This is a genomic window from Komagataeibacter xylinus, from assembly GCF_031081985.1.
GTDB lineage: Bacteria > Pseudomonadota > Alphaproteobacteria > Acetobacterales > Acetobacteraceae > Komagataeibacter > Komagataeibacter xylinus_E.
Genome location: NZ_JARWSK010000002.1, coordinates 462,586 through 484,697, shown reverse-complemented (window position 1 = coordinate 484,697; position 22,112 = coordinate 462,586). Strand labels below are relative to the sequence as shown.

Sequence of the window (22,112 nt, the reverse complement as noted above, 5' to 3'; positions counted from 1 at the left end):
GTGCAATACTCAAAAGAACCGAGGAGTGACCGTAGACATGCTTGCAGTTGACCCTATCGTCGAAGATTTTCCAGCACGAACTGATAGCATTACGGGTCAGCTCTGCCTGTCGTGGCTGGGCGCAGCGTTCCCCATAGTCGATGTATTTGCAGGTCCCGGCGGCCTCGGCGAAGGCTTCTCCCTCAGCTCGAATGAGAAAGGCAGGCCCTGCTTCAAGAGCGTAGTTTCCATCGAGAGAGACATATTTTCGCACCAAACGCTGCTTCTCCGCCATTTCGTCCGTCAGTTCCGGGAGGGAGAAGCGCCAGATGAATATTACACCTTTCTCAAAGGTGGAATGACCTGCGAGGAGATGTATCGTCTCCATCCCGAGGCTCATGCCCATGCGGCTTCATCGGCGTTGCGGATTTCGCTTGGGCCGGAATCCCGCACTGAGGTGAAGAAGATCATCCGCAACCGCATTGGCTCGAGCCGCCGATGGGCACTCGTCGGAGGACCGCCATGCCAAGCATATTCGCTGGTCGGACGTTCCCGCATGATGGGCCGCAAAGACTTTGCAGAAGATGAGCGGCACACCCTGTACTTGGAATACCTCCAGATCATAGTCGATCACCGGCCGCCGGTGTTCGTTATGGAGAATGTAAAGGGACTGCTTTCCGCGACCATCGATGGCACGTCGGCGATCACCCGGATCGTTCGCGATCTTTCACATCCCGGAACCGCTATTCCCGGAGCGCCGGACGATCTCTCCTATAAGCTTTATTCGCTTACCGAGCAGGATATGGCGGAAGGAGATGTGGACCCGCGCCTCTTCGTGATCCGCGCCGAAGAATATGGCATCCCGCAGGCGCGGCACCGAATGTTCATTGTCGGCATTCGCGGCGACCTGAAAGTCCGTCCGGGATCGCTCAAAAAGATGATTGCACCCACCGTTCAGGAGACGATAGGGTCGCTACCTCCCATACGCAGCGGGCTCTCAAAGACGAAAGACAGCCCCACTGCTTGGCTCAATGAGCTTCAGGCTATCTCAACCATGAACGTCCGACGTCAACTCAATGGCACAGTCTATGCTGGCGATATTGAGAAAGCGCTGGATTCCCGCAATCTGACCAAGGTTAGTTTCCCCCGCGCGATGTCGTCATCCCGATACATTATGCGCAAACCTGCGCATAATGTGTTGCGAAGCCTCTACGACAGCAGGCTGTCTGTGCTGACAGCACATCAAGCGAGAAGCCATATGGCATCCGACCTCCGTCGCTATCTTTATGCTGCAACATTTGCGGAAAAAACCGGACGCAGCCCGAAGCTGGCCGATTTCCCGACGAGTCTGCTCCCCGATCATAAGAATGTCGAGGAAGGTCGCTCGGGCAAGATGTTTTCGGACAGGTTCCGGGTGCAACTCGCAGACCATGTTTCGACGACCATCACATCCCACATCTCGAAGGATGGCCATTACTTCATCCATTATGATCCGGCTCAGTGTCGCAGCCTGACGGTACGCGAAGCAGCGCGGCTCCAGACATTCCCGGACAATTATTTTTTCGCAGGGCCGCGCACAGAGCAATATCATCAGGTCGGCAACGCCGTGCCACCGCAGCTCGCCAGACAGATTGCAGATATCGTCGCCGAAGTCCTTTACGCCGTACCGGATGGCCGCTGATGGCGGACACGATTTCGGCTGAGCGTCGAAGCTGGAACATGTCGCGAATCAGGGGACGTGACACCGGCCCTGAAATGCGGCTCCGATCGCTGCTGCATCGTGTTGGCTTTCGGTTCCGGCTTCATGCTAAAGAGCTGCCCGGCAAGCCCGATATCGTTCTTCCAAAATACCACACCGTCATCTTTGTTCATGGCTGTTTCTGGCACCGGCATGAAGGATGCCGGAATGCGACCAAACCCGCTACCAGAACCGAATTCTGGCAGGCGAAGTTCGATGGGAACGTAGCAAGGGACAAACGGAACAAGGCCGCACTTGAGGCGGCGGGCTGGACCGTCATCACCGTCTGGGAATGCGAGCTGAAAGCTAATGCCGACCGGCTCGTGCAGCAGCTCTCCAACGAGATACGAAAGGCAACCTGATGGCAAGACCTGAACGTCTGCCGCCAAGTGCGGCCTGCCTCTCAGCCTCAATGCGCGATCTGGGCTACTCGCTTGAAGCAGCGGTGGCAGATCTGATTGACAACAGCATCTCCGCCGACGCATCGAAAATTGATATTTTCTGTGAACCATCAGGTCTACAGCCGGTCCTCGTCATTCTGGATGACGGACGCGGCATGGACGCAGCCGAGCTTTTGGCGGCTATGCGGCACGGAGCCATGAACCCTCGCACAGAGCGATCCCCCAACGACTTGGGCCGGTTCGGGCTTGGTCTTAAAACCGCTTCTTTCTCTCAATGCCGGTCCCTGACCGTCGTGAGCGCAAAGGATGACAGCCTGTCCGGGGCTGAATGGAACCTCGACGTCATCGATGAGACGGATGACTGGATTCTAAGCATTCTCGACGAGAAGGATATTGATGCTCTTCCCTATGTGAGCCAGCTTGGCGCACACGGCACCGCGGTCATCTGGCGGGAAATGGATCGCCTGCTGGAGGATGAAACCGGCAACCGACGAGATGAGATCGTCAACGAGAAACTGGACGTTTTAGAGAAGCATTTGGCGCTCGTCTTCCACCGTTTCCTCGCCGGTGAAATCCGGGGGCGGAGCCGTATCACGATCAGCGTGAATGGACATTCCGTCGAAGCCTTTGATCCCTTCTGCCGCAAAAACACCCACACTAGACACCTTCCAGAAGAGATCGTTCGGATCGGATCGGCAGCGGTGCATCTACAATCTTACATCCTACCGCACCACTCAAACCTGACAGCCCGCGAATACGACTTCTATCAGAGCCGCAGCGCCTTCATCTCCAATCAGGGAGCCTATATCTACCGCAACGGCAGGCTGATGGCATGGGGTGACTGGTTCCGGCTGATACCGAAGGGAGAAGCGACCAAGCTGGCGCGTGTTCAGATCGACTTTCCGAACAGCCTTGATGAGGCATGGACCATCGACATCAAGAAGTCTCGATCCCGTCCCCCACTGCCAGTACGGGAACGCCTTCGGCAGATTATCGCCCGAGTCTCAGGTGCAAGCACAACCGTTCACCGGGGACGCGGCCAGAAGCTTTTCCATGAGGTCATCGCCCCGCTGTGGGAGCGATATGCCGACAAGACCGGCATTCGGTATGCTCTGAACGGGACGCATCCGCTGGCCCAACGCCTATACGAGAAACTTGACGGCGAAGGTGTGCGTCACCTCGATCTTCTGCTGAAAGCAGTTTCAGCATCGCTGCCCGTCGAGATGATTTATTCAGATTATTCGACTCATCCCCGCGACGTGAGCCAGATGCCGCAGGTCGATGACGTGAAAGAGCGCCTTGACGACCTCAGACACGCTCTCTGGAGCGACAGGCAGGGGAATGCGGACGCATTCAGGGATATTGTCAGATCAACGCGACTATTTGACGATCACGAAGAGATAGTTGAGAATTATATTCAGGAGGAATTTTCTTGAGTACGCAGAGCGACAAAGAGAAAGTTATTCTGGCTGCGCTGATCGGTGCGTTTGATGATCAGAATGGTCTGCCATCACGCGATGAGATCGCGGCCAAAGCCACTCTCCTCGCGCCACTGCTCGGCTACTCCGGTGATCTTCAGAACATAGTCACTGAAGCCGAGACTGCAATTCCATCGCGCATGAACGCGGGCGTGTCACTGATCGATGTCGATGCTGCACACGACGAGGACTGGATTCACAAGCGCGAAATCGAGACGACCTATGCAGACGCCTATGGTGGCTATCTGCGCAGCCAAGGCTGGAAGCCTACCGTTGTAAACACTCTCCTGAACGGTGACGGTTCAAAAATTCTCGGCCTCCTTCAAGACCCGACGAGCGAAGGAGCTTGGAGTCGACGCGGGCTTGTCATCGGCCATGTGCAGTCTGGTAAGACAGCAAATTACATGGGGGTGATCGCCAAAGCAGCTGATGCTGGATACAAATTCATTATCGTTATCGCAGGCATCCACAACAATCTGCGCAAGCAGACCCAGCAGCGCGTCGATGAAGGGTTTGTTGGACGCAAAAGCGATCCGGCAGATCGTGTGAGTATCGGGGTCGGACTGGACAAAAACTACCCTAATCCGGTGACACTCACCAATATCCTCTCCGATTTCAACAAACAGACTGCCGATAAAAGCGGCGCGCAGCTTAACGATTTCAAAAAGCCCGTCATCATCGTCATCAAGAAAAATGTAAAGACGCTCGAAGCTCTGTACATCTGGCTGCGAGAGCTGAACGCCGAGGGGCGCGACCGAATTGGCGATGTCCCAATGCTGGTCATCGACGACGAGGCTGACAACGCATCAATCAACACCAACAAGCCGGACATCAATCCGACCGTCACCAATGCGTGGATCAGAAAAATCCTGCGCCTATTTACGAAGAACTGTTACGTCGGATATACGGCCACGCCGTTCGCCAATATATTCATTGACCCCGACGCCTTTGATGAAAAGGCTTACGAGGAACTCTTTCCAAAAGACTTTATTTATTCTCTGGACGCGCCCACAACTTATTTCGGGCCGGGAAAGGTGCTCCTAAACGACGAAAGTAGCAGTGCAATCCTCCGACAGATCACCGATTGCGAAGAATATCTCCCCCTAACTCATAAGAACGGATCGCCGGTTGCGGAGCTACCACCCAGCCTTTATCGAGCGCTGGATCAGTTCATTGTGGCGCGGGCCATCCGCAACCTCAGAGGTCAGGAGCGGAAACACTGCTCCATGCTGGTCAACGTGTCCCGGTTCGTATCCGTTCAGAAGGAAGTGTGGAGCTTCATCGGTCTGCGCCTTGACCGGATGCGGGAGGCCGTGAAGGCCAATTACATGATGCCTGAAGCCGCATCATCGAAAAACGAACACATGGCCCGTCTGCGTGCCGCGTTCGACGCTGAGTTCGCCGCCAACGAATTTGGCGGCCGAAACTACACTTGGGATGAAGTGAAAGCGGCTCTATGGGGCGTGTTCGAAAACCTGCGGACTTATGTGGTCAACAGCAAGAGCGATGAGGTTCTCGACTTCACGAAATACGAGAAGGATGGCATCGGCCTAACCGCAATCGCCATCGGAGGTCTCAGCCTGTCACGCGGCCTGACGATTGAAGGTCTGACAATCAGCTATATGCACCGCAACACCAAGATGTACGATACGCTGATGCAGATGGGGCGCTGGTTCGGCTATCGACCTGGCTACGAGGATGTCTGCCGCGTCTGGCTGCCGAGTGACTCGATCAACTGGTACAAGCATATCGCACTGGCATCCGAGGAACTGCGTCAGCAGATCACGCGAATGCGTCAGGCCGAAATGAGTCCTAGGGATTTCGGCCTTTATGTGAAGTCTCACCCGGACAGCCTGATGGTGACTGCTGCCAACAAGATGCGCAGTGGTGAAAAGGTCGTTCTCAACCAGAATCTGACCGGCACACTTCAGGAAAGCTGGCTGCTTCCTCTCGACCCTGAGACTAAGATCAATGAGGACAACGAGAAGCTGATTGAGGAATACTGGCGCGACGGTTTCGGCGGCACAGTAAAGCCGACCGAAAAAGGATGGTTCATTCCTAACGTTGATGTTGGGAAAATCGATGAGTTTCTGTTGCGGTTCAAGACACATAAATCGGCACGAAAGCGAAAAGCCGACGCGATTGAATACCTGCTCAAAATCGCGCCTAAATTCCCCAAGGCTGACGTGCTGCTTATCTCGAAAGGCCCTGGCAACCCGGCGGCATATCGCCTTGGCGCACAGGATCGGACGGCTGCAGAGGATGCCACTTCCGATAAATGGCAGGTTTCAGGATACCGTGTCGCCAGTCGCGGCGACGAAAAACTTGGCCTGACGGATGATCAGATTGCCGAAGCCAAGAAGCTGGCGTCCGAGGACACGGAGTCCAAAAAGAAAAAACCCTCTGACGTTCACTATCGCATGGTCCGAAAAAAACCATTGCTGATGATCCATGTTCTGGAGCCGACCGAAAATCCTAAATTTGCCGGATACAGGGTTCCCGCATGGGGGCTGAGCTTCCCGGACGGTCTGTACGGAGCCGACTACGAGATCGAGGTGATCGCCAACAAGGTCTGGATGGAAGAGATGTACGGTTCGATGGACGACGATCCGGACGCGGACGAGGACTATGACGATGAGTAGGTCCGCGCCGTGGGACGCCATTCCGACACCAGCGGCCGATCTCAGTGTTCTGCGCGTCGCGGGAACAAATGGGGTTCCCGTGTTCTGGGGCCGCGATGCCGGAGCGCAGTGTCTGCTGATTATCGAGCTGAACGGCGATTATACGGCGCAGTTCCGCCGTGATGTGGTTTCCCTGCACGGCATCAGTGTCGATCTTCGGAACGGCGACGGTGTCGGTCAGCAGCGGTTTATCCTGACACTTGCCCGCCATATCGACACTGACCTGTTCCTTGGCCTGTGTGAAACGCTTATCGGCAGTCTCCGGGAGGTTCCGGACCCGGCGACGGCACTGGCTGTCGCGCTTGCTCATCTGCGGCGCTGGAAGGCGTTTCTGGCAGGGCGGAACGCCCGCCTGCTCTCGCCCGAGGAGGTTCGTGGCCTGTTCGGCGAACTACACATTCTGCGCCTTCTCTATCAGGACACGCTGCCACAGCCTGAGGCAGTCGATGCGTGGTGCGGCCCGGATGACTCCCATCAGGACTTCATTTTCGGCAACCGGGCCATCGAAGTGAAATCGCTTTCCGGTCGGGAGCGCAGCACGGTCCGTATCTCGTCCGAGGACCAACTGGAATCGCTTGCCGACGAATTGTTTCTCCTGACCTAGCGCCTGACCAGCCAACCCGATGCGAGCCAGGCATTATCTCTGAACGGCATTGTCGAGCTGATCGACAGTGAGCTTGCGGATGCCGATGCCATCGAACAGTTCACCGACAAACTGGCAGGCACGGGGTATATGCCGCTCGTAGAATACGATGCTCCACGCTTTGTTGTGAGCGGCCTTCAGGGATACCGCGTGACCGATGGATTTCCCCGCCTGATCCGCTCGGAGCTGCCGCCGGGCATCACTAGGGTTTCCTACGATATCATGCTGGAGACGATAGCACCGTTCTCCTGCGATGAAGCCGACATGTTCGGGAGGCCCTGATTGGAAACGACCGACGAAGAGTTCTTCCATGATTTCCGTCAGGATTTGCTGGCTGGGGCGGAGGCGAACGGCAGCTTCCTGCTGGCCGAGTTCATGGAAGTTGTATCCCGTGAGCTGACAGAAACAGGGTTCACGGAAGGCTTCGAGTTCGCACACTTTCGGGCGCAGCGCGGGATGCGTATCGACGGATACTGGTTCAACGACGAAGGCGGCCTGAACCTTTTCGTTGCAGATTTTGACAGCCGCACCGAGTTGGCATCACTTACCCGCACCGATGTTGATGCCGCGTTTAAGCGGGTGGTTAAATTTTTCGATGCTAGCCTGCGGAAGAATCTGGCGGCTAATCTAGAAATCACGTCGCCAGAATATGGCCTTGCAAGGCAGATCGCGGACAGGAAGTCATTGATCCGCCATCTCAATCTTATTCTCGTTTCCGAGCGCACATTGAGCGATCGGATTCAGGCGCTGCCGGATGCCGAGACAGCCGGTATCGCAACCAGCTTTCACATCTGGGATATCTCCCGCCTGCATCGCCAGCGCAGTTCCCGCAGCCACAAAGAGGTGCTGGATCTGGACTTCGAGGCTATGTTCGGAACCGGCATATCCTGCCTCCCCGCCCATCTGGGGGCAGATGCCTATCAGTCCTATCTTGTTGTCATGCCAGGACCGATTCTTTCGGCAATATACGAGAAGTTCGGTGCGAGGCTGCTGGAGCAGAACGTCCGCACGTTTCTTCAGGCCAGAGCAAAGGTCAACAAAGGTATCCGCACGACCATCATGACCGAGCCGGGTATGTTCTTCGCCTACAACAACGGCATCACGGCCACAGCCCAAGGGGTTGAAACGAAACGGACCAGCGACGGCCTCCAGATTACCAGGATAACTGATCTTCAGATTGTGAATGGCGGTCAGACCACCGCATCGCTGTTCCACACCCATAAGAAGGACAAAGTCGACCTTACGCAGATATTCGTGCAGATGAAGCTATCGGTGATTGACAACGAGGAAAGCGAGAAGATCGTTCCCCGTATTTCCGAATATGCTAATACCCAGAATCGAGTTCAGGCTGCGGATTTCTTTTCAAACCATGCGTATCATATTCGTATGGAGGAGTTTTCCCGGCGCCTATGGGCACCTGCGGGCAAAGGTGCACAGCGGGAAACCAAATGGTTTTATGAACGCGCCCGTGGTCAGTATGCGGACGCGCAGGCCAAACTTACCCTTGCCGAGCAGAGGCGGTTCAAGGCGGAAAATCCGAAGCCACAGATGCTGACCAAAACGGATATTGCAAAATTCGAGAACGTCTGGGATGAGCATCCGCGATACGTGAACTTGGGAGCCGAAAAGAACTTCGCCCGTTACGCTGCCCGGATCGGCAAGGAATGGGACAAGTCGTCGGACAGTTTCAACGAAACTTACTTCAAACGCGCCGTTGCGCGAGGGATTATATTTCGTGCCACCGAACGGATTGTGTCAGCGCAGCCTTGGTATAATAACGGCTATCGTGCCAATATTGTTTCCTATACACTGGCTGTCCTCAGTCAACTGACAAGACGCCAAGAAAAAAGTCTCGATTTTCAGCGGGTCTGGAATGCGCAGGCGATAAGTCCTGTCCTTGAAAGCACAATCGCGGTTGTGGCTTCCCGCGTGAACGATGACCTCCTACGCCCGATGCAAGGCATTTCGAACATTTCAGAATGGGCCAAGCGTGAGGCCTGCTGGACGCGGATGCTGGAAAATATGGACGAGTTTGCCGCTCTCTTGCCAGATGAGTTCGACGGCGAATGTTTGTCCCGCGAAGATCGTCTGTCTGAAACGCGGACTGCTCGAAACACCCAGAAGGTGGACGACGGCATCGCAGCGCAGGCGAAGGTTTTTGCGATCCCAGCTTCGAAATGGATCGTAATCCACGATACCTTGGCCTCGAAACGCCTGCTGACGCCGAAGGAGATCGGTGTTTTGAAGATTGCCATGCAGCTACCGATGAAGATTCCCACCGACAGGCAGTGCATCGTGCTGCTCGACACCATAAAAAAGGCGCGCGGAGAAGGCGTTGCCTTCGATTGACGACACTCAGCAATCCCAGACAACGTCAGTGTCAACGCAGTCGTAAGTGGGGGGCTCTAAAAAGCCCCATTCAGGCTTTTTCACCCGCAATAATATCAACAGGTCATGCTTTTAAATTGCCCCCAAAAGAGGGTTTTTAGAACCCTCCACCTTGAACATTTTCCTGTTACTGAACCACAAATGACATGTTTACCCGAGGGAAAGAAAATAGCGGGTATACCGGTTTTCTCCCGTCCGATTGAGAGCAGCAAGCGCCACAAGATCGGCGAGATCGCGCGTTGTCGTTGCAGACGTTGCTCCTGTGATAGAGCGATAGTTCTGCGCACTCAAGCCGCCTTGGAAGCCATCGGAGCCTTCTGCCAACATCCGCAGAAGAGCCTTTTCCTGTCGTGCGTTCAGTTTTCCACGTAAGCGATCCAGGAACCGCGTTTTCTCAATCAGGAACCGAATGTTCTGAAGCGTTCGGGACTGTGCTTCCAGCACAATATTCCCAAACCAGCCCATCCAGTCATCGACCTGATTGGTTTCACTGGCTCGGTGGAGTTCGAGGTAATAGGTTTTCTTGTGTGCATTGATAGTCGCAGCCAAGGCCATGAGCGTCGGGGTCTCAAGACTTTGCGCCAATGCTTTTTCAGCAATGGCCCGTCCAATACGGCCATTCCCATCTTCGAAGGGATGAATGGTCTCAAACCACAAATGCGCAATCGCAGCACGCTCTATAGCAGGTAAGATTTCAGACCCGCTTAGGGCTGTCCTGTTAAACCAGTCAATAAACTGCGCCATCTCCGCTGGTACACGCTGAGATGGCGGGGCCTCAAAATGGATGTGCGGTGCATGGATAGGGCCGGAAATAATCTGCATTGCTTCAGCATGCATCCGATACCCGCCAATGACGTCCAGATCACGCCGACCATTCATCAGCATGGCATGCCAGTCGAACAGGCTTTGGTCTGTTAAAGGAGCCGCATAATGACGATAGAGATCTGCCATCAACTCAGCAGCCCCAGCTTCCGCTGGCGTAGAACGCCGCCTGTCTGCGGCAAAACCTAACTGTCGGGCGATCGACGACTGCACACTGGCCCGATCAAGAATTTCGCCCTCTATGGCGGAACTCTCAACCATTTCTTGCGACATAAGCTGCACGACGAGTTGCTGATTGGCGTCTTTGTCCAGATGCTGCATGGCACCAATAACGACGCCGGAACCTTTCAGGAACTGCGCCTCAGCGTCTCGCAAGCGATTTTTCTCAAACTGAAAATGCGGCCAATCCGGACGCTGCCAGTTCCAACGCATGATCGATATCCCAATATTCTATCGATCATATTACCGGGTTTTTGCGATTGATAGAAGCCGAATCTATCAATCATCCGGCATGTCGGATTGTCTCACATATAAACCCGGAGTAACCCGCAGTATCCCGGGACGATAACACAACGGTCCGTTGCGCATCTTTCTTTCAACATGGCCAGCGTAACAGAAGCCTTGACGGACCTCATCTTTTCTCCAATCCTGTTCTCCATATTGTTCACTCAGAAGAGCATCATATCCGCAGTTTTCTGCCGAAATGGAGACACTCCCAACATCCAGAAAATGTTGCGAGTAGGTTCGAGTCCCGCAGTTCGCACCACAGATACGTAAAATAGCACAGTTTTTTAAGATACCGCTTTTTTCAAAATAATGGTCTTCTTCTAAAATCCATTTGAAACCAAATCATTGATAAAATTTTTCTTATGATCGAAGAAGTATTTATTCCTATGACAAACAATACAAATCTATTTTATTGGGCGACATCTGAACTATCGCAGGATGCCTTTATATGCTGGTTATTAAGCTGGGCCGACAGCAACAATGAGGGCAAAAACCCCGCCATGCACGCGGCGGGATTAACCTTCCTCAATACCCTGCTGCAACACAGCAACCAACCGCCCGTTTCAGGCACGACAGTCCATGTCAAAAAGCAGTTTTATTCAATCGATGTGATTGCTGAAGTGGGTAAAAATCTTGTTTTGCTCATTGAGGACAAGACCGACACCTGCGAGCATGGCGATCAACTAGAACGTTATCGTGCAATCCTGCACAAACATTATCCACAGCGAACCATTCTTCCCATCTTCTGCAAGACAGGAAACCAGTCCAATTATAAAAAAGCAGAGGAATCTGGCTATAGTCTGTTTCTAAGACATGAATTTTTATCTGTTTTACAAAAAATAACAGCAGAAGGTCTAGAAAACAACATTATTGATGATTTTTTATCTTCACTGAAATGTCGTGAAGAAAAAACCCAAAGCTTCCTTACACTCCCTGTTGCCCAATGGCCCAGCCAGGCATGGGAAGGCTTTTTTCTGGCTTTGCAACAGGTCTTTCCCGATCTCAGATGGGGATATGTTGCCAATCCTCGTGGCGGCTTTATGGGCGCGTGGTGGCATTATGGCGTCTGGTCCGACTGGGAAACCTATCTGCAGATCGAACAGGAGTCACTCGTTCTGAGACTGGGCTGCTGGCATACGAAGCATCCCTCTGCCGTCTGTGCATCCGCCAGAGACCGGTGGCTCAAAACACTTGAAATTGCCAGCAAGCAGACGGGCATCACCATCAAGCGCCCCGCAAGGCGCGGGAATGGCCGCTCCATGACCGCCGCATGCGTTGGCACAGGCCATGAATGGATCAAACTCGATGAAAACAGCCTCCTTAATTTCAACGCAACGGTCGCCTTCCTGCGTGAAGTGATGAAAATGCTTGATCAGGCCCGCCGCGACCTGACGCACGCCAATGCATGAGGCCCTGCAGGGGGCATGTGCCGTCATGGGCACAACCGGCCTCGAAAACACGGCGTGGTGTGCTACCTCCATGACATGAAAACGACCCTACAGGCCGGGACGGGCGGCGGCGGGAAAGCGCTTGCCTGATGGATATCAACGCGCTCAGACGCTTCGCCCGGACATCACGCCTGTGGATGATCGATCAGGTCACGACCCAGCTCGACAGGGTGCTTGCCGAGGAAGCCAGTGCCCCTTCCGAGGCGATTACAGCGCTGAAGGCCGCCATTGCGCACAACCGCGAGGCGGTTATCGAACAGGCGGCCTGCACCTGGTTCAACCGCTTCACGGCGCTGCGCTTCATGGATGTGATGGGTCTGACCGCCCCGCCTGTCGTCTCGCCCCCCGTTGCCCCCTCCGCCGCCCATGACGGGCAGGAAGAAGCCTGCCGGCAGCGCATACTCCAGACCTGCCATGACTGGCACGGCCGCATGCCTTTCCTGTTTGCAATGGCTGGGGATGACACCGATTTCCTCATGCCTGCTGACCTGCTCGCGCCCGATGGCTTTCTTGCCCGCCTGTGCGCGGTAATGACCCAAGCGGCCTGCCAGCATGTCGAGATCATCGGGTGGCTGTACCAGTTCCATATCTCGGCAAAGAAGGATGCGGTCTTTGCCGGGCTGAAACAGAACATCCGGATCGCACCCGAGCATATTCCCGCGGCAACGCAGCTTTTTACCCCGCACTGGATCGTGCGTTACCTCGTGGAAAATTCGCTGGGGCGGCTGTGGCTGCGCAATCATCCGCAATCAAAACTGGCGGCGAAGATGGCATATTATATCGCGCCTCCCACGCCTGAAGCAGACTTCGCGCAAGTGGACCGCCCCGAGGATCTGCGCCTGTGCGATCCCGCCTGTGGCGCAGGCCATATGCTGACCTACAGCTTTGACCTGCTGTATGAAATCTATGCCGAGGCAGGCTACGCCCCGCAGCAGATCCCGAGCCTGATCCTGGCACATAATCTGACCGGGCTCGAAATCGACGCGCAGGCGGCAGCGCTTGCGGCCTTCGCGCTGTTGATGAAGGCTGCCACACGGCTGGGGCGGCAGCAGTTCCTGCGCCTGCAGGCACGGCCTGATATTGTCGTGCTGCGCAATGTCACCTTCACGGCCGCCGAGATGGCGGAGATCGCTGCCGTGGCCGGGCATGACCTGTTCACGCCCGGCCTACGCACGCTGCTGGGGCAGTTCAAACAGGCACGCAATCTGGGTGCACTGATCGTGCCCGCGCCATGCGATATGCCCCGCACACGCCGCCGCCTTACGGCATATAAGGGTAGTGCCGACCCGCGCGTGACGGATGTACTGGCCCGTGCCCTGTCCGCACTGCGCATGGCCGAGGCACTTGCACCCCGCTACCACGTAACCGTGGCCAATCCGCCCTATATGGGGGCGAAAGGCATGAACGCGGCACTGGCTGCCTTCATCAAGGCCAACCATCCCCTTAGCCGGTCCGATCTTTTTGCCGTGTTCATGGAGCGCGCGCTGGGCCTGACCAGGCAACATGGGCTGATGGCCATGATCACCATGCAGTCATGGATGTTCCTCACCTCCTATGAAAAGCTACGCGCCCGGCTGCTGGCCGAGACCACGCTCCTGTCCATGGCGCATCTGGGCGAGCGGGCGTTTGACAGCATCGGCGGGGCTGTGGTTTCCACCACGGCATTCGTGATCGGGAATACCCGTGATGCGCAGTACGAAGGCACCTTCATCCGCCTTGTCGAGGGCGCATCGGAGGCCGAAAAGGACGCCCGGTTGCGCGAGGCGATCCATCATCCGGAATGCGGGTGGCGCCATCAGGCTTCAGCGGCAGATTTCAAACATGTGCCGGGCCAGCCGATTGCGTACTGGTTATCGGACTCCCTAAGGCAGTGCTTTGTCCGCTTTCCATTGGTCGGGGCATCGGCCGCCGCCGTATGCGGCATGACCACGGGCGAGAATGCGCGCTTTGTCCGGGCATGGCATGAAGTGGACCGCAGCCGGTTCCTGACGGATGCGGCCTCCCCCGCCGCAGCCCGGCAGTCAGGCTGCACATGGTTCCCCTATGCCAAGGGCGGGGAATTCCGCAAATGGTACGGCAATGCGGATTACGTGGTGAACTGGCAGGATGATGGGCGCGACATCGTGGCCTCGGGCCGGGCCTATCCGCGCGCAAGACAACGGTATTTCAGCCCTTCGGTCAGTTGGTCTTTCCTGTCATCAACCTATTTTGGCGTGCGCCAGCAGCCGGCAGGTTTCATCTTTGACATGGCAGGCTGCTCCCTGTTCCCTGACGCACCTGACCAGATCAGCCTCTATACGGGCGCCCTATGCGCAAAAACGGCCAGCCTGTTTCTTCAGGTCCTGAATCCGACCCTGAATTTTCAGGTCAATAACGTCGCCTCCATCCCGCTGCCCGCACAGATCGACGTCAAGGCCATACAGGCCATCGTGCAGGCCGCCGTGCAGATTGGCAAATGCGACTGGGACGGGCACGAAACATCATGGGACTTCACCACCCTGCCGCTACTGTCAGCCGCCTGCCCGGGCGATACGCTCGCCCGCGCCTATACCCGCCTGCGCGCGCGCTGGCAGGGCATGACGGACACCCTGCAACGCCTGGAGGAAGACAATAACCGCCTCTTCATCAACGCCTATGGATTGCACGATGAACTGACACCCGATGTGCCGGTCAGGGAGATCACGCTCACCTGCAATCCCGCCTATCGCTATGGCCCCCGGGCGCGTGATGGCGAAGCCCGCCTGCGCGCGGATACGGTGGCCGAATTGCTGCACTATGCCGTGGGCTGCCTGTTCGGGCGCTACAGCCTTGATGCCCCCGGCCTCATCCTTGCCCGGCAGGGCGAGGGGCCTGATGCGTATTTCGCCCGCGTGCCCCGACCCCGTCTTGCCCCGGTGCGTGACAACATCATTCCCGTGCTGGCAGAAGAGGGGCCGGGCGATGATATCGTAACCCGCGTCTGCGAATTCCTGCGCGTGACTTTTGGCGCGGCCCAGTTTCAGGAAAACCTTGCCTTCATTGAACGCGTACTCGGCAAGGATCTGCGCCGGTGGTTCATCAGGGATTTCTTTGATGATCATGTGAAACGCTACAAAAAGCGCCCTGTTTACTGGATGTTTTCCAGCCCTGATGGGCACTTCAACGCGCTGGTCTACATGCTCCGCTACCAGCAAGATACCGTCTCCACCGTGCTGGCATCCCTGCGCAAGTTCATCACGCGGCTGGAGCACGAACAGGCCCGGCTGCGCACACAGGCCAAGGATGCAGGCACACCGCCCGGTCAGCGCATCAGAGCGCAAAAGGAAAGCCGGGCGCTAGCCGCACGGATCAAGGCCCTGCGCGCGTGGGCGGATGGCGTGCTCCATCCGCTGGCGCAGCGCAGGATCGCCCTTGATCTCGATGAGGGCGTCAGGCGCAATTACCGACTGTTTGCCGGGGCGCTGAAACCGATCAGGGGCATGCCTGACTGAATTCACCCCGAACGTTTACAGGCGCGAATCCACCGGCTCGCTTTCCATGGCCAGCACGCCAAACACGCACTGATGCACCTGCGACAGGGGTGCATGCGCCACGAACCGGCGCAGGGCCTCCAGCCCCAGCGCAAATTCGCGAATGGCCATGGAACGTTTCTGGCCCAGGTTGCGCCCTTTCAGCCGCGCGAGATGTTCGGGGCGGTCATAATCCGTCCCGTAGATGATGCGCAGGTAATCGCGCCCCCGGCACTTGATGGCGGGCTGGATCAGGCCACGCCTGCCCCGTGTCAGGAAATCCAGCGGCTTGACCACCATCCCTTCGCCGCCCGCTTCGGTCAGGTCCTCCCACCACGCAATGGCGGCGGCGCACTGTTCGGGGTCATTGAGGTCAACGAGCCGGTGGCGCGTGGCCATAACCAGCGGGCCGCCTGCTTCGGCCAGCCTGTGAGCGCGCTGCATATGCCATGCATGGTCACGGTCGGCATGCACATACCCCTCCGATGCCAGCAGGTGGAACGGCGCGATCCTGACACTGGCCAGCCCCTCGAACGGGGTGACATAGCGGTTATAGGCATCGCGGTAGCGAAAGGCATCCTCCAGCCGCACGGCAGTCGTGGCCTGCAGGTCATCCACCGCCACGCCGCGCGCGCGTGCTGCCGCGAGTGCCTGTTCCGCAGCTGACAGGCTGGCAATGGCGGCAGCCCCTACCGGGGCGAACTGCGCATGCACCAGCCCTGCCGCCTTCATGTTCCACGGCATGGCCTCGACATCCCACAGCACCCAGTCGGTTGCCAGCTCATCCCACAGGCCGGCGATGGTCATGGCGGCATCCATCTGGTGCAGCACGGCGGCCTCGATGGCGGGGTCATCAAACAGGCGGCGGCCGGTGCGGGTGACCACGATGCCGCGCGCGCCGTCGCTTACGCCAAAGCGGCGGGCCGCAACATCAGGGTTGCGCGCCAGCACCACCAGCGCGCGCGAACCCATGTGTTTTTCCTCCACCATCACCGAGCTCACGCCGTTCTTGCGGTAATAGGCCAGCGCCTCCTCCGGGCGTTCCAGCCAGCCCTCCATGGCGCTGGTCTCGGGCGGGGACATGGTGGGCGGCAGGTGAATGAGCCAGCGCGGGTCCACCGCAAAGCGGCTCATGACCTCCAGCGCGGCGGCGGCATTGTCAGGCGCGATGACGATGGTGCCGAGGTCATGCGTCTTGACCGCCTGCCGGCCCAGCACATCGGCCACGTCGGGCATGGTGGCAGGGGGCGGGGCCTCGGGCGTGGCGGGGCCGCCAAGCGGGCGCAGCGGCTCGGCATAGGTCTCGCGCGCCTGCACGGCCACGAGTTCCATCTCCGGGTAGCGCAGAGCCGTGAGCCTGCCGCCAAAGCAGCAACCAGTATCGATGCACAGCGTGCCGTTATGCCACTGCGCCTCCATGACCGGGGTGTGACCATACACCACCTTGGCCTGCCCCCTGTAATCGGCTGCCCAGTCATAGCGCACGGGCAGGCCGAAACTGTCGATCTCGCCCGTGGTCTCGCCATACATGCAAAAAGCGCGCACGGCACCCGAGGCACGGCCCTGCATGTCCTCCCTGATGCCCGCATGGGCCACGACCAGCCGGCCTTCATCAAGCACGTAATGGCTGATCAGCCCATCAAGCCACGGGCGCAGGCTGGCCACGAAAGCGGGCGGTTCGGCCTCGAGCTGTTCTATGGTCTCGGCCAGGCCATGGGTGCGCTTGACTGCCTTGCCCGACAGGTAGCGCTTGAGCTTGTCATCATGGTTGCCCACCACCGCCAGCGCGTGGCCCGCCTCGACCATGGCGCGCACGATGCGCAGCACATCGGGCGTGTTGGGGCCACGATCGACCAGATCGCCCACAAAAACCGCGCGGCGGCCCGCGGGCGGCGTGACCTGCACCGCCTTGTCCTGCCAGGTTATGGTGTAGCCGAGTTTTTGCAGCAGTTCCTGCAGTTCATCGGCGCAGCCATGCACGTCACCAATGATGTCAAACGGGCCTGTGTCCTCGCGCCGGTCGGTCCACAGGCGGGTACGGGTGATGGTGACGGCATCGACCTCCGCCGCCGTGTGCAGCACATGGGTGTAGCGTATGCCCTCGCTACGCATGCCGCGCAGGCCGCGATGGAGGTCACGCATCTGGCGGCTCACCACGCCTGCGCTGATGTCGCGCCCCGCGCGGCCTGCGTTACGCGCCACGGCCACGGCCTCGGGCAGGTCCAACACGATCGCCACCACCAGCGCATGCGCCTCACGCGCCAGGGCCACCAGGCTCTTGCGCGCGGCAGGCTGCACGTTGGTGGCGTCAATGACCGTAAGGCGGCGGTTCTTGAGCCGGGTGCGGGCGAGCGCATGCAGCATGGCAAAGGCATCGGGCGTTGCGGCCTGATCGCTTTCATCATCACAGACCCAACCCCGCATCGCATCCGATGAAATGACTTCCGTGGGCCTGAAATGCCGTGCGGCAAAGCTGGACTTGCCCGTGCCCGAGGCGCCGACCAGCAGGACCAGCGCGAATTCCGGTATCTCGATCTTCATGACTCGTGTCCTGCCTGCGTAAAGAGCGCCATCTGCGTGGGCGTGCCGTGGGTGGGGTCAACCGGGCCAATGCCCTCGAACGCCACGGTGTAGCCATAGGCCTGCGCCACATCGCGCGCCCAGCGGCTGAAGGTGGCGCGGTCCCATTCAAAACGATGGTCGGGGTGGCGCATGGCGTGGGCGGGCAGATTGGGGAACAGGGCGTTATAGTCCCTGTTAGGCGTGGTCACGATGACAATGCCGGGACGGGCCTGGCCAAACAGCACCTGCTCGAAGGCGGGCAGGCGCTCGACATCCATATGCTCGATCACTTCAACCACGCAGGCGGCATCAAATCCCTGCATGCGTCTGTCACGATAGGTCAGCGCGCCCTGCATGAGGGTGATGCGCCTGCGCCTGAGTTCAGGCATGTCATCGAGCCGCAGCCGCTGCGCCGCGCGGGCCAGCACATGCGGGGCGACATCCATGCCCACGATGCGGCTGAAATCGGGCACGGCAAGCAGGGCGCGCAACAGGTCGCCCTCACCACAGCCGCAATCGAGCACGCTGTGCGCATGCAGGCGGCGCAGGGTCTCGACCACGTGGGCAATGCGGACATCCTGCAGGCGCAGGGGCGCCTCAAGCTGCCATTCTGGCGTGTCCGGCGCATCGGCATCGGCCGGGGCGGACGCATCGGGCGCGCTGAGTTCCGCCTGCGCACGCGCCACGAGCGGGCGGAACCCCTTGAGGGCACGGCGGATGATCAGGTCGCGCTCGGGGTGGGCATCAAGCCAGCCCGCGCCCTCGCGCAGGAGCTTTTCCACCTCGTCCTCGCCCACGTAATAATGCTTGCTGTTATCAAGCACCGGCACCAGCAGGAAAAGCTGCCGCAAAAGGGTGGACAGCCGCACCCTGCCCCTGAGCGTAAAGGTGACGTAGGGGCTATTACCCCATTCCGGGTGGGCGGGATCGAGCACGACGGGCGTGGTGCTGACCTCGTAGCCCAGCGGCGTGAACAGGCGGGCGGCAAGGTCCGCAGGCCCGCGCACCGGCAGCGGGGTGATGGTGACCTCAAGCGGAATATCGCTATCAGCCAGGTCTTGGCGCATGCGCGAACGACCCGACAGGGCGGTGCCGAGCAGGCGGCGCATGGCGGTCATCAGCAGCGACGAGGCGGCATAGGGCCGGTCATTGACGTAACTGTCCTGCTGGCCCGTGGCGTGGCCGCGCCCGCGCACAAGGTCGATGGGGTCGATCTCGACCATGATGGCCGCCGTGCAGCGCGCTTCATCCGCCTGCGGATAGAAAAGCGACGCCCGCCCCATCGAGAGTTGGAGTTGATGCACGTTGTCGGGATGCTTCATGAGGAGAAAACCCAGATCCGTCGCGGGCACATGGGTGGTGGAAAGGCTCAGAAGCATCATGGACTCCAGTTACGGGCGCGCGCATGCGCAGGGCGGCGTAGCGCCCTTGCCCCACGCACAGGCACGATGGGGCCATACTTAATGCAACATTTCATTGCTGGACAAGGGTTTCAGGTATTTATCAGAAATACGGCTGATGAAATACAGCCATTATAAGTATTACAAACGCATCTTTCCCAAAACCATTCCGCACGGCACCAGGCAAAACATAAAGCTTCAGGCAAACGCCACCCCATGCCTGCCCTTCTGGGGTGTCAGTCCCGGTAATCGGGCTGTTCGCGGTCAAGCTTGCGCCGCAGCGCCTGCCAGATCAGGCGGCCTTCGTCGGGGTCATCCTCAAACTGCCCCCGCGCGCGCAGGATCTGCGCCTCGGAGGGGATATGCAGCTTCACGCCCGTGGACTGCGCCGCAATCTGGATGCGGCAGGACTGCTCAAGGTAGTACATGCGGTAGAACGCCTGCGCGATGGTGCCGCCCACGGTGAGCAATCCATGGTTTTGCAGGATCAGCGCATTGCGCGTGCCCAGATCGCGCACGAGGCGCTCGCGTTCGCTCAGGTTGTCATCAGCGGCAATCCCCTCATAGGCGTGGAAGCCAACGCGGCCATAGAACTCCATGTTGATCTGGTTCAGCGGCAGGATGCCCTGCTCCTGCGACGCCACCACCATGCCCGCAAGCGTGTGCGTGTGCATGACGCAGGCGGCATCGGGCCTGCTGCAATGGATGGCGGAATGGATGACAAACCCCGCCGGGTTGATCGGCCATGACGTGTCCTGCCGGGGCAGCCCATCGGCATCGACCACCACCAGGGAGCTTGCGGTAATCTCCTCGAACAGGAAGCCGAAGGGATTGACCAGATAGGCATGCGCGCGACCCGGCAGCCGGACCGAAAGATGGGTATAGACAAGGTCGGTCATGCCAAACAGCGCCATGAGCCGGTACGCTGCAGCAAGATCCTCACGCATGGTCTTTTCGGTCGGGGCCGTTGCGGGCGCGGGCGAAAGGGAAGACATGATTGCTGAATATTCCTTCCTGTGCAGGCATGCTGCCCCTTCCGGGGCATGGCGCGACGATTACCTACTGCCAGCCGCGCGTAAACATGAATTCCTTAAAGTAAGCTTCAGCCAGATTGCAGGGCGCGCCTGGAAAACGCTGCTGATGAAAACGAAAGGTTTTTCGGGGCATATTGTGAAGGCTTGCTGAAAAAATCTTCACCAAAAAACTTTATCATTGCAATATGTTAATGTTTCATATTTTGCAAAAACTTTTTGTGAACACATTTTTAATTAACATATCGGCGGGAAGACAGACCGTTCTCAACCACTATTTTTCCTGAAAAACTGTCATTTTTATAAATTATTTTGCATAATATTCGCCAATAAATTTCTTATTATTTAAATTTCCCCATATATATACTCTTTCATAACTGCCAGTTCATGACAGGCGGAAACGCTTTCCTCTCCAATCATTACGGTTTATGGATAATGACGATAACAGACCAGACAGGCTTCGCAACGCAGTAACACCCCTGCAGGAAAGCAGTGCATTCATGCCTTATATTTGGTGGATCGGTTTTGCATGACACGACACCCTGCCCCCTTGCCCCCCAAGGCCGCTGCCCCGCGCGCTCCAGCCACGCGCCGCAAGGCGGATGGGTTTCACGGGCAGGTGGCCGAGGTGGATTTGCGGCAGTTGCGCGTGTTCCGCACCGTGGCCGAGCATGGTGGTTTTGCCGCAGCCGAAGTGGCATTGGGCAAGAGCAAGTCCTCCATCAGCATCGACATCGCAGCCCTTGAAAACCGGCTTGGCCTGCGGCTGTGCACGCGCGGGCGCAGCGGGTTTGCCCTGACGGCGGAAGGCCGCCTGGTGCTGGAGGCAACCGAGACCCTGTTTGCAGATATCACGCACTTCCAGCAACGCATAAACGAGGCCAGCGGCACATTGACGGGGCGCTTTTGCCTTTACGTGCCCGACAATATCCAGATTCATGGTGAAACGGCGCTGGTGCGCGCCATTGAAACCTTTACCACCCGCTACCCGGCGGTGTTCATGGATATCCGCTCCACCTCAACGCGGGAGGTGGAATTTGCCGTGCTGAACGGGCAGGCCTGCGCCGGCATTACCCTCAACCCGCGCCACGCGCCCGATGTGCAGACCACCGCCCTGTTTCATGAGCAACTGCACCTGTTCTGCGGCAGGCGCCACCCCCTGTTCAACCTGCCCGAAAGCGAGATCACGCCCGCCATTCTGGCCGAGCAGCGCATGATTACGGTGTCAGGTGCCGCCACCTCGCCCATGTGGGACAGGCTGCGCCCGCACCTGAACTTCGCGGCGGCGGCGGAAAATGTTGATTCACGCGCCCTGCTGATCCTGTCAGGCAATTACCTTGGCTTCCTGCCTGAACCCTTTGCCCTGCCCCTTGTACATGACGGGCTGCTGCGCCGCATCGTGCTTGACGGCCTGCAACTTGAAACCAGTTTCTATTTCCTGGCCCGCCCCAACCCCGAAACAAACCTCATGCACGAGACGTTCCGCGCCATCCTGGAGGCGGCCTGCTGAAGGCAGCCCCCATTCATTCCCCCACCCGCCGCGCGC

General features: G+C 58.1%; 13 protein-coding genes and 1 pseudogene. 10 read left to right on the top strand and 4 right to left on the bottom strand.

The genetic code is table 11. The features are described from left to right. Nucleotides 1-37 precede the first annotated feature (37 nt). From QEG70_RS06050 to QEG70_RS06025, 6 genes and pseudogenes are all read left to right on the top strand, one after another. Complete coding sequence (locus QEG70_RS06050; protein WP_308719826.1) at nt 38-1,660, top strand: DNA cytosine methyltransferase; 1,623 nt, start codon at nt 38-40, stop codon at nt 1,658-1,660. Further along, on the top strand, nt 1,660-2,079 hold the full coding sequence (locus tag QEG70_RS06045) for a very short patch repair endonuclease (RefSeq protein ID WP_308719825.1): 420 nt from the start codon (nt 1,660-1,662) through the stop codon (nt 2,077-2,079). The genes QEG70_RS06050 and QEG70_RS06045 overlap by 1 nt, the downstream gene beginning before the upstream one ends. Next, a complete protein-coding gene (locus QEG70_RS06040; RefSeq protein WP_308719824.1) occupies nt 2,079-3,554 on the top strand; it encodes an ATP-binding protein in 1,476 nt (491 codons plus the stop codon). Before QEG70_RS06045 ends, QEG70_RS06040 begins: the two co-directional genes overlap by 1 nt. Further along, entirely contained in the window at nt 3,551-6,238 is a 2,688-nt protein-coding gene (locus QEG70_RS06035) for a Z1 domain-containing protein (protein WP_308719823.1), read from the top strand. Before QEG70_RS06040 ends, QEG70_RS06035 begins: the two co-directional genes overlap by 4 nt. Continuing rightward, a pseudogene (locus QEG70_RS06030) lies at nt 6,225-7,202 on the top strand (PD-(D/E)XK motif protein). The gene QEG70_RS06035 and the pseudogene QEG70_RS06030 overlap by 14 nt, the downstream one beginning before the upstream one ends. Next, the gene (locus QEG70_RS06025; protein WP_308719822.1) at nt 7,203-9,269 is read left to right on the top strand and encodes an AIPR family protein; all 2,067 of its coding nucleotides are present in this window, start codon (nt 7,203-7,205) and stop codon (nt 9,267-9,269) included. It abuts the pseudogene before it with no gap. 189 nt (nt 9,270-9,458) lie between these two features. On the opposite strand, the gene QEG70_RS06020 is transcribed toward QEG70_RS06025, so the two are convergent. After that, nucleotides 9,459-10,562: a Fic family protein gene (locus QEG70_RS06020; RefSeq protein ID WP_308719821.1), complete on the bottom strand. Its 1,104-nt coding sequence runs from the start codon at nt 10,560-10,562 to the stop codon at nt 9,459-9,461. 437 nt (nt 10,563-10,999) lie between these two features. On the opposite strand from QEG70_RS06020, the gene QEG70_RS06015 reads away from it, so the two are divergent. Both QEG70_RS06015 and pglX read left to right on the top strand, forming a co-directional pair. Continuing rightward, on the top strand, nt 11,000-12,046 hold the full coding sequence (locus QEG70_RS06015; protein ID WP_308719820.1) for a PDDEXK-like family protein: 1,047 nt from the start codon (nt 11,000-11,002) through the stop codon (nt 12,044-12,046). 128 nt (nt 12,047-12,174) lie between these two features. Then, a complete protein-coding gene (pglX, locus tag QEG70_RS06010) occupies nt 12,175-15,555 on the top strand; it encodes a BREX-1 system adenine-specific DNA-methyltransferase PglX (protein WP_308719819.1) in 3,381 nt (1,126 codons plus the stop codon). 15 nt (nt 15,556-15,570) lie between these two features. Here pglX and QEG70_RS06005 read toward each other — a convergent pair whose 3' ends face one another. The 3 genes from QEG70_RS06005 to QEG70_RS05995 all read right to left on the bottom strand — a co-directional run bounded on the left by QEG70_RS06005 (nt 15,571) and on the right by QEG70_RS05995 (nt 20,530). Continuing rightward, a complete protein-coding gene (locus tag QEG70_RS06005; protein ID WP_308719818.1) occupies nt 15,571-18,114 on the bottom strand; it encodes a polynucleotide kinase-phosphatase in 2,544 nt (847 codons plus the stop codon). Beyond that, on the bottom strand, nt 18,111-19,517 hold the full coding sequence (locus tag QEG70_RS06000) for a 3' terminal RNA ribose 2'-O-methyltransferase Hen1 (RefSeq protein WP_308719817.1): 1,407 nt from the start codon (nt 19,515-19,517) through the stop codon (nt 18,111-18,113). Before QEG70_RS06000 ends, QEG70_RS06005 begins: the two co-directional genes overlap by 4 nt. A gap of 254 nt (nt 19,518-19,771) precedes the next feature. Continuing rightward, complete coding sequence (locus tag QEG70_RS05995) at nt 19,772-20,530, bottom strand: class II aldolase/adducin family protein (RefSeq protein WP_308719816.1); 759 nt, start codon at nt 20,528-20,530, stop codon at nt 19,772-19,774. Between QEG70_RS05995 and QEG70_RS05990 the strand changes: the two genes are divergently transcribed. Continuing rightward, nucleotides 20,529-20,720 (top strand): hypothetical protein, encoded by a 192-nt coding sequence (locus tag QEG70_RS05990; protein ID WP_308719815.1) that lies wholly within the window; start codon nt 20,529-20,531, stop codon nt 20,718-20,720. The two genes, QEG70_RS05995 and QEG70_RS05990, sit on opposite strands and share 2 nt — an antisense overlap. A gap of 375 nt (nt 20,721-21,095) precedes the next feature. Next, nucleotides 21,096-22,076 (top strand): LysR family transcriptional regulator, encoded by a 981-nt coding sequence (locus tag QEG70_RS05985; RefSeq protein ID WP_308719814.1) that lies wholly within the window; start codon nt 21,096-21,098, stop codon nt 22,074-22,076. The last annotated feature ends 36 nt before the right edge of the window (nt 22,077-22,112 follow it).

Bases quoted from the DNA above. Each gene is read 5' to 3' on its own strand.
- QEG70_RS05995 (WP_308719816.1), bottom strand. From the start codon at position 20,530: ATGTCTTCCCTTTCGCCCGCGCCCGCAACGGCCCCGACCGAAAAGACC.
- QEG70_RS06005 (WP_308719818.1), bottom strand. From the start codon at position 18,114: ATGAAGATCGAGATACCGGAATTCGCGCTGGTCCTGCTGGTCGGCGCC.
- QEG70_RS06050 (WP_308719826.1), top strand. From the start codon at position 38: ATGCTTGCAGTTGACCCTATCGTCGAAGATTTTCCAGCACGAACTGAT.
- QEG70_RS06020 (WP_308719821.1), bottom strand. From the start codon at position 10,562: ATGCGTTGGAACTGGCAGCGTCCGGATTGGCCGCATTTTCAGTTTGAG.
- QEG70_RS06045 (WP_308719825.1), top strand. From the start codon at position 1,660: ATGGCGGACACGATTTCGGCTGAGCGTCGAAGCTGGAACATGTCGCGA.
- pglX (WP_308719819.1), top strand. From the start codon at position 12,175: ATGGATATCAACGCGCTCAGACGCTTCGCCCGGACATCACGCCTGTGG.
- QEG70_RS06015 (WP_308719820.1), top strand. From the start codon at position 11,000: ATGATCGAAGAAGTATTTATTCCTATGACAAACAATACAAATCTATTT.
- QEG70_RS06000 (WP_308719817.1), bottom strand. From the start codon at position 19,517: ATGATGCTTCTGAGCCTTTCCACCACCCATGTGCCCGCGACGGATCTG.
- QEG70_RS05990 (WP_308719815.1), top strand. From the start codon at position 20,529: ATGATTGCTGAATATTCCTTCCTGTGCAGGCATGCTGCCCCTTCCGGG.
- QEG70_RS06040 (WP_308719824.1), top strand. From the start codon at position 2,079: ATGGCAAGACCTGAACGTCTGCCGCCAAGTGCGGCCTGCCTCTCAGCC.
- QEG70_RS05985 (WP_308719814.1), top strand. From the start codon at position 21,096: ATGACACGACACCCTGCCCCCTTGCCCCCCAAGGCCGCTGCCCCGCGC.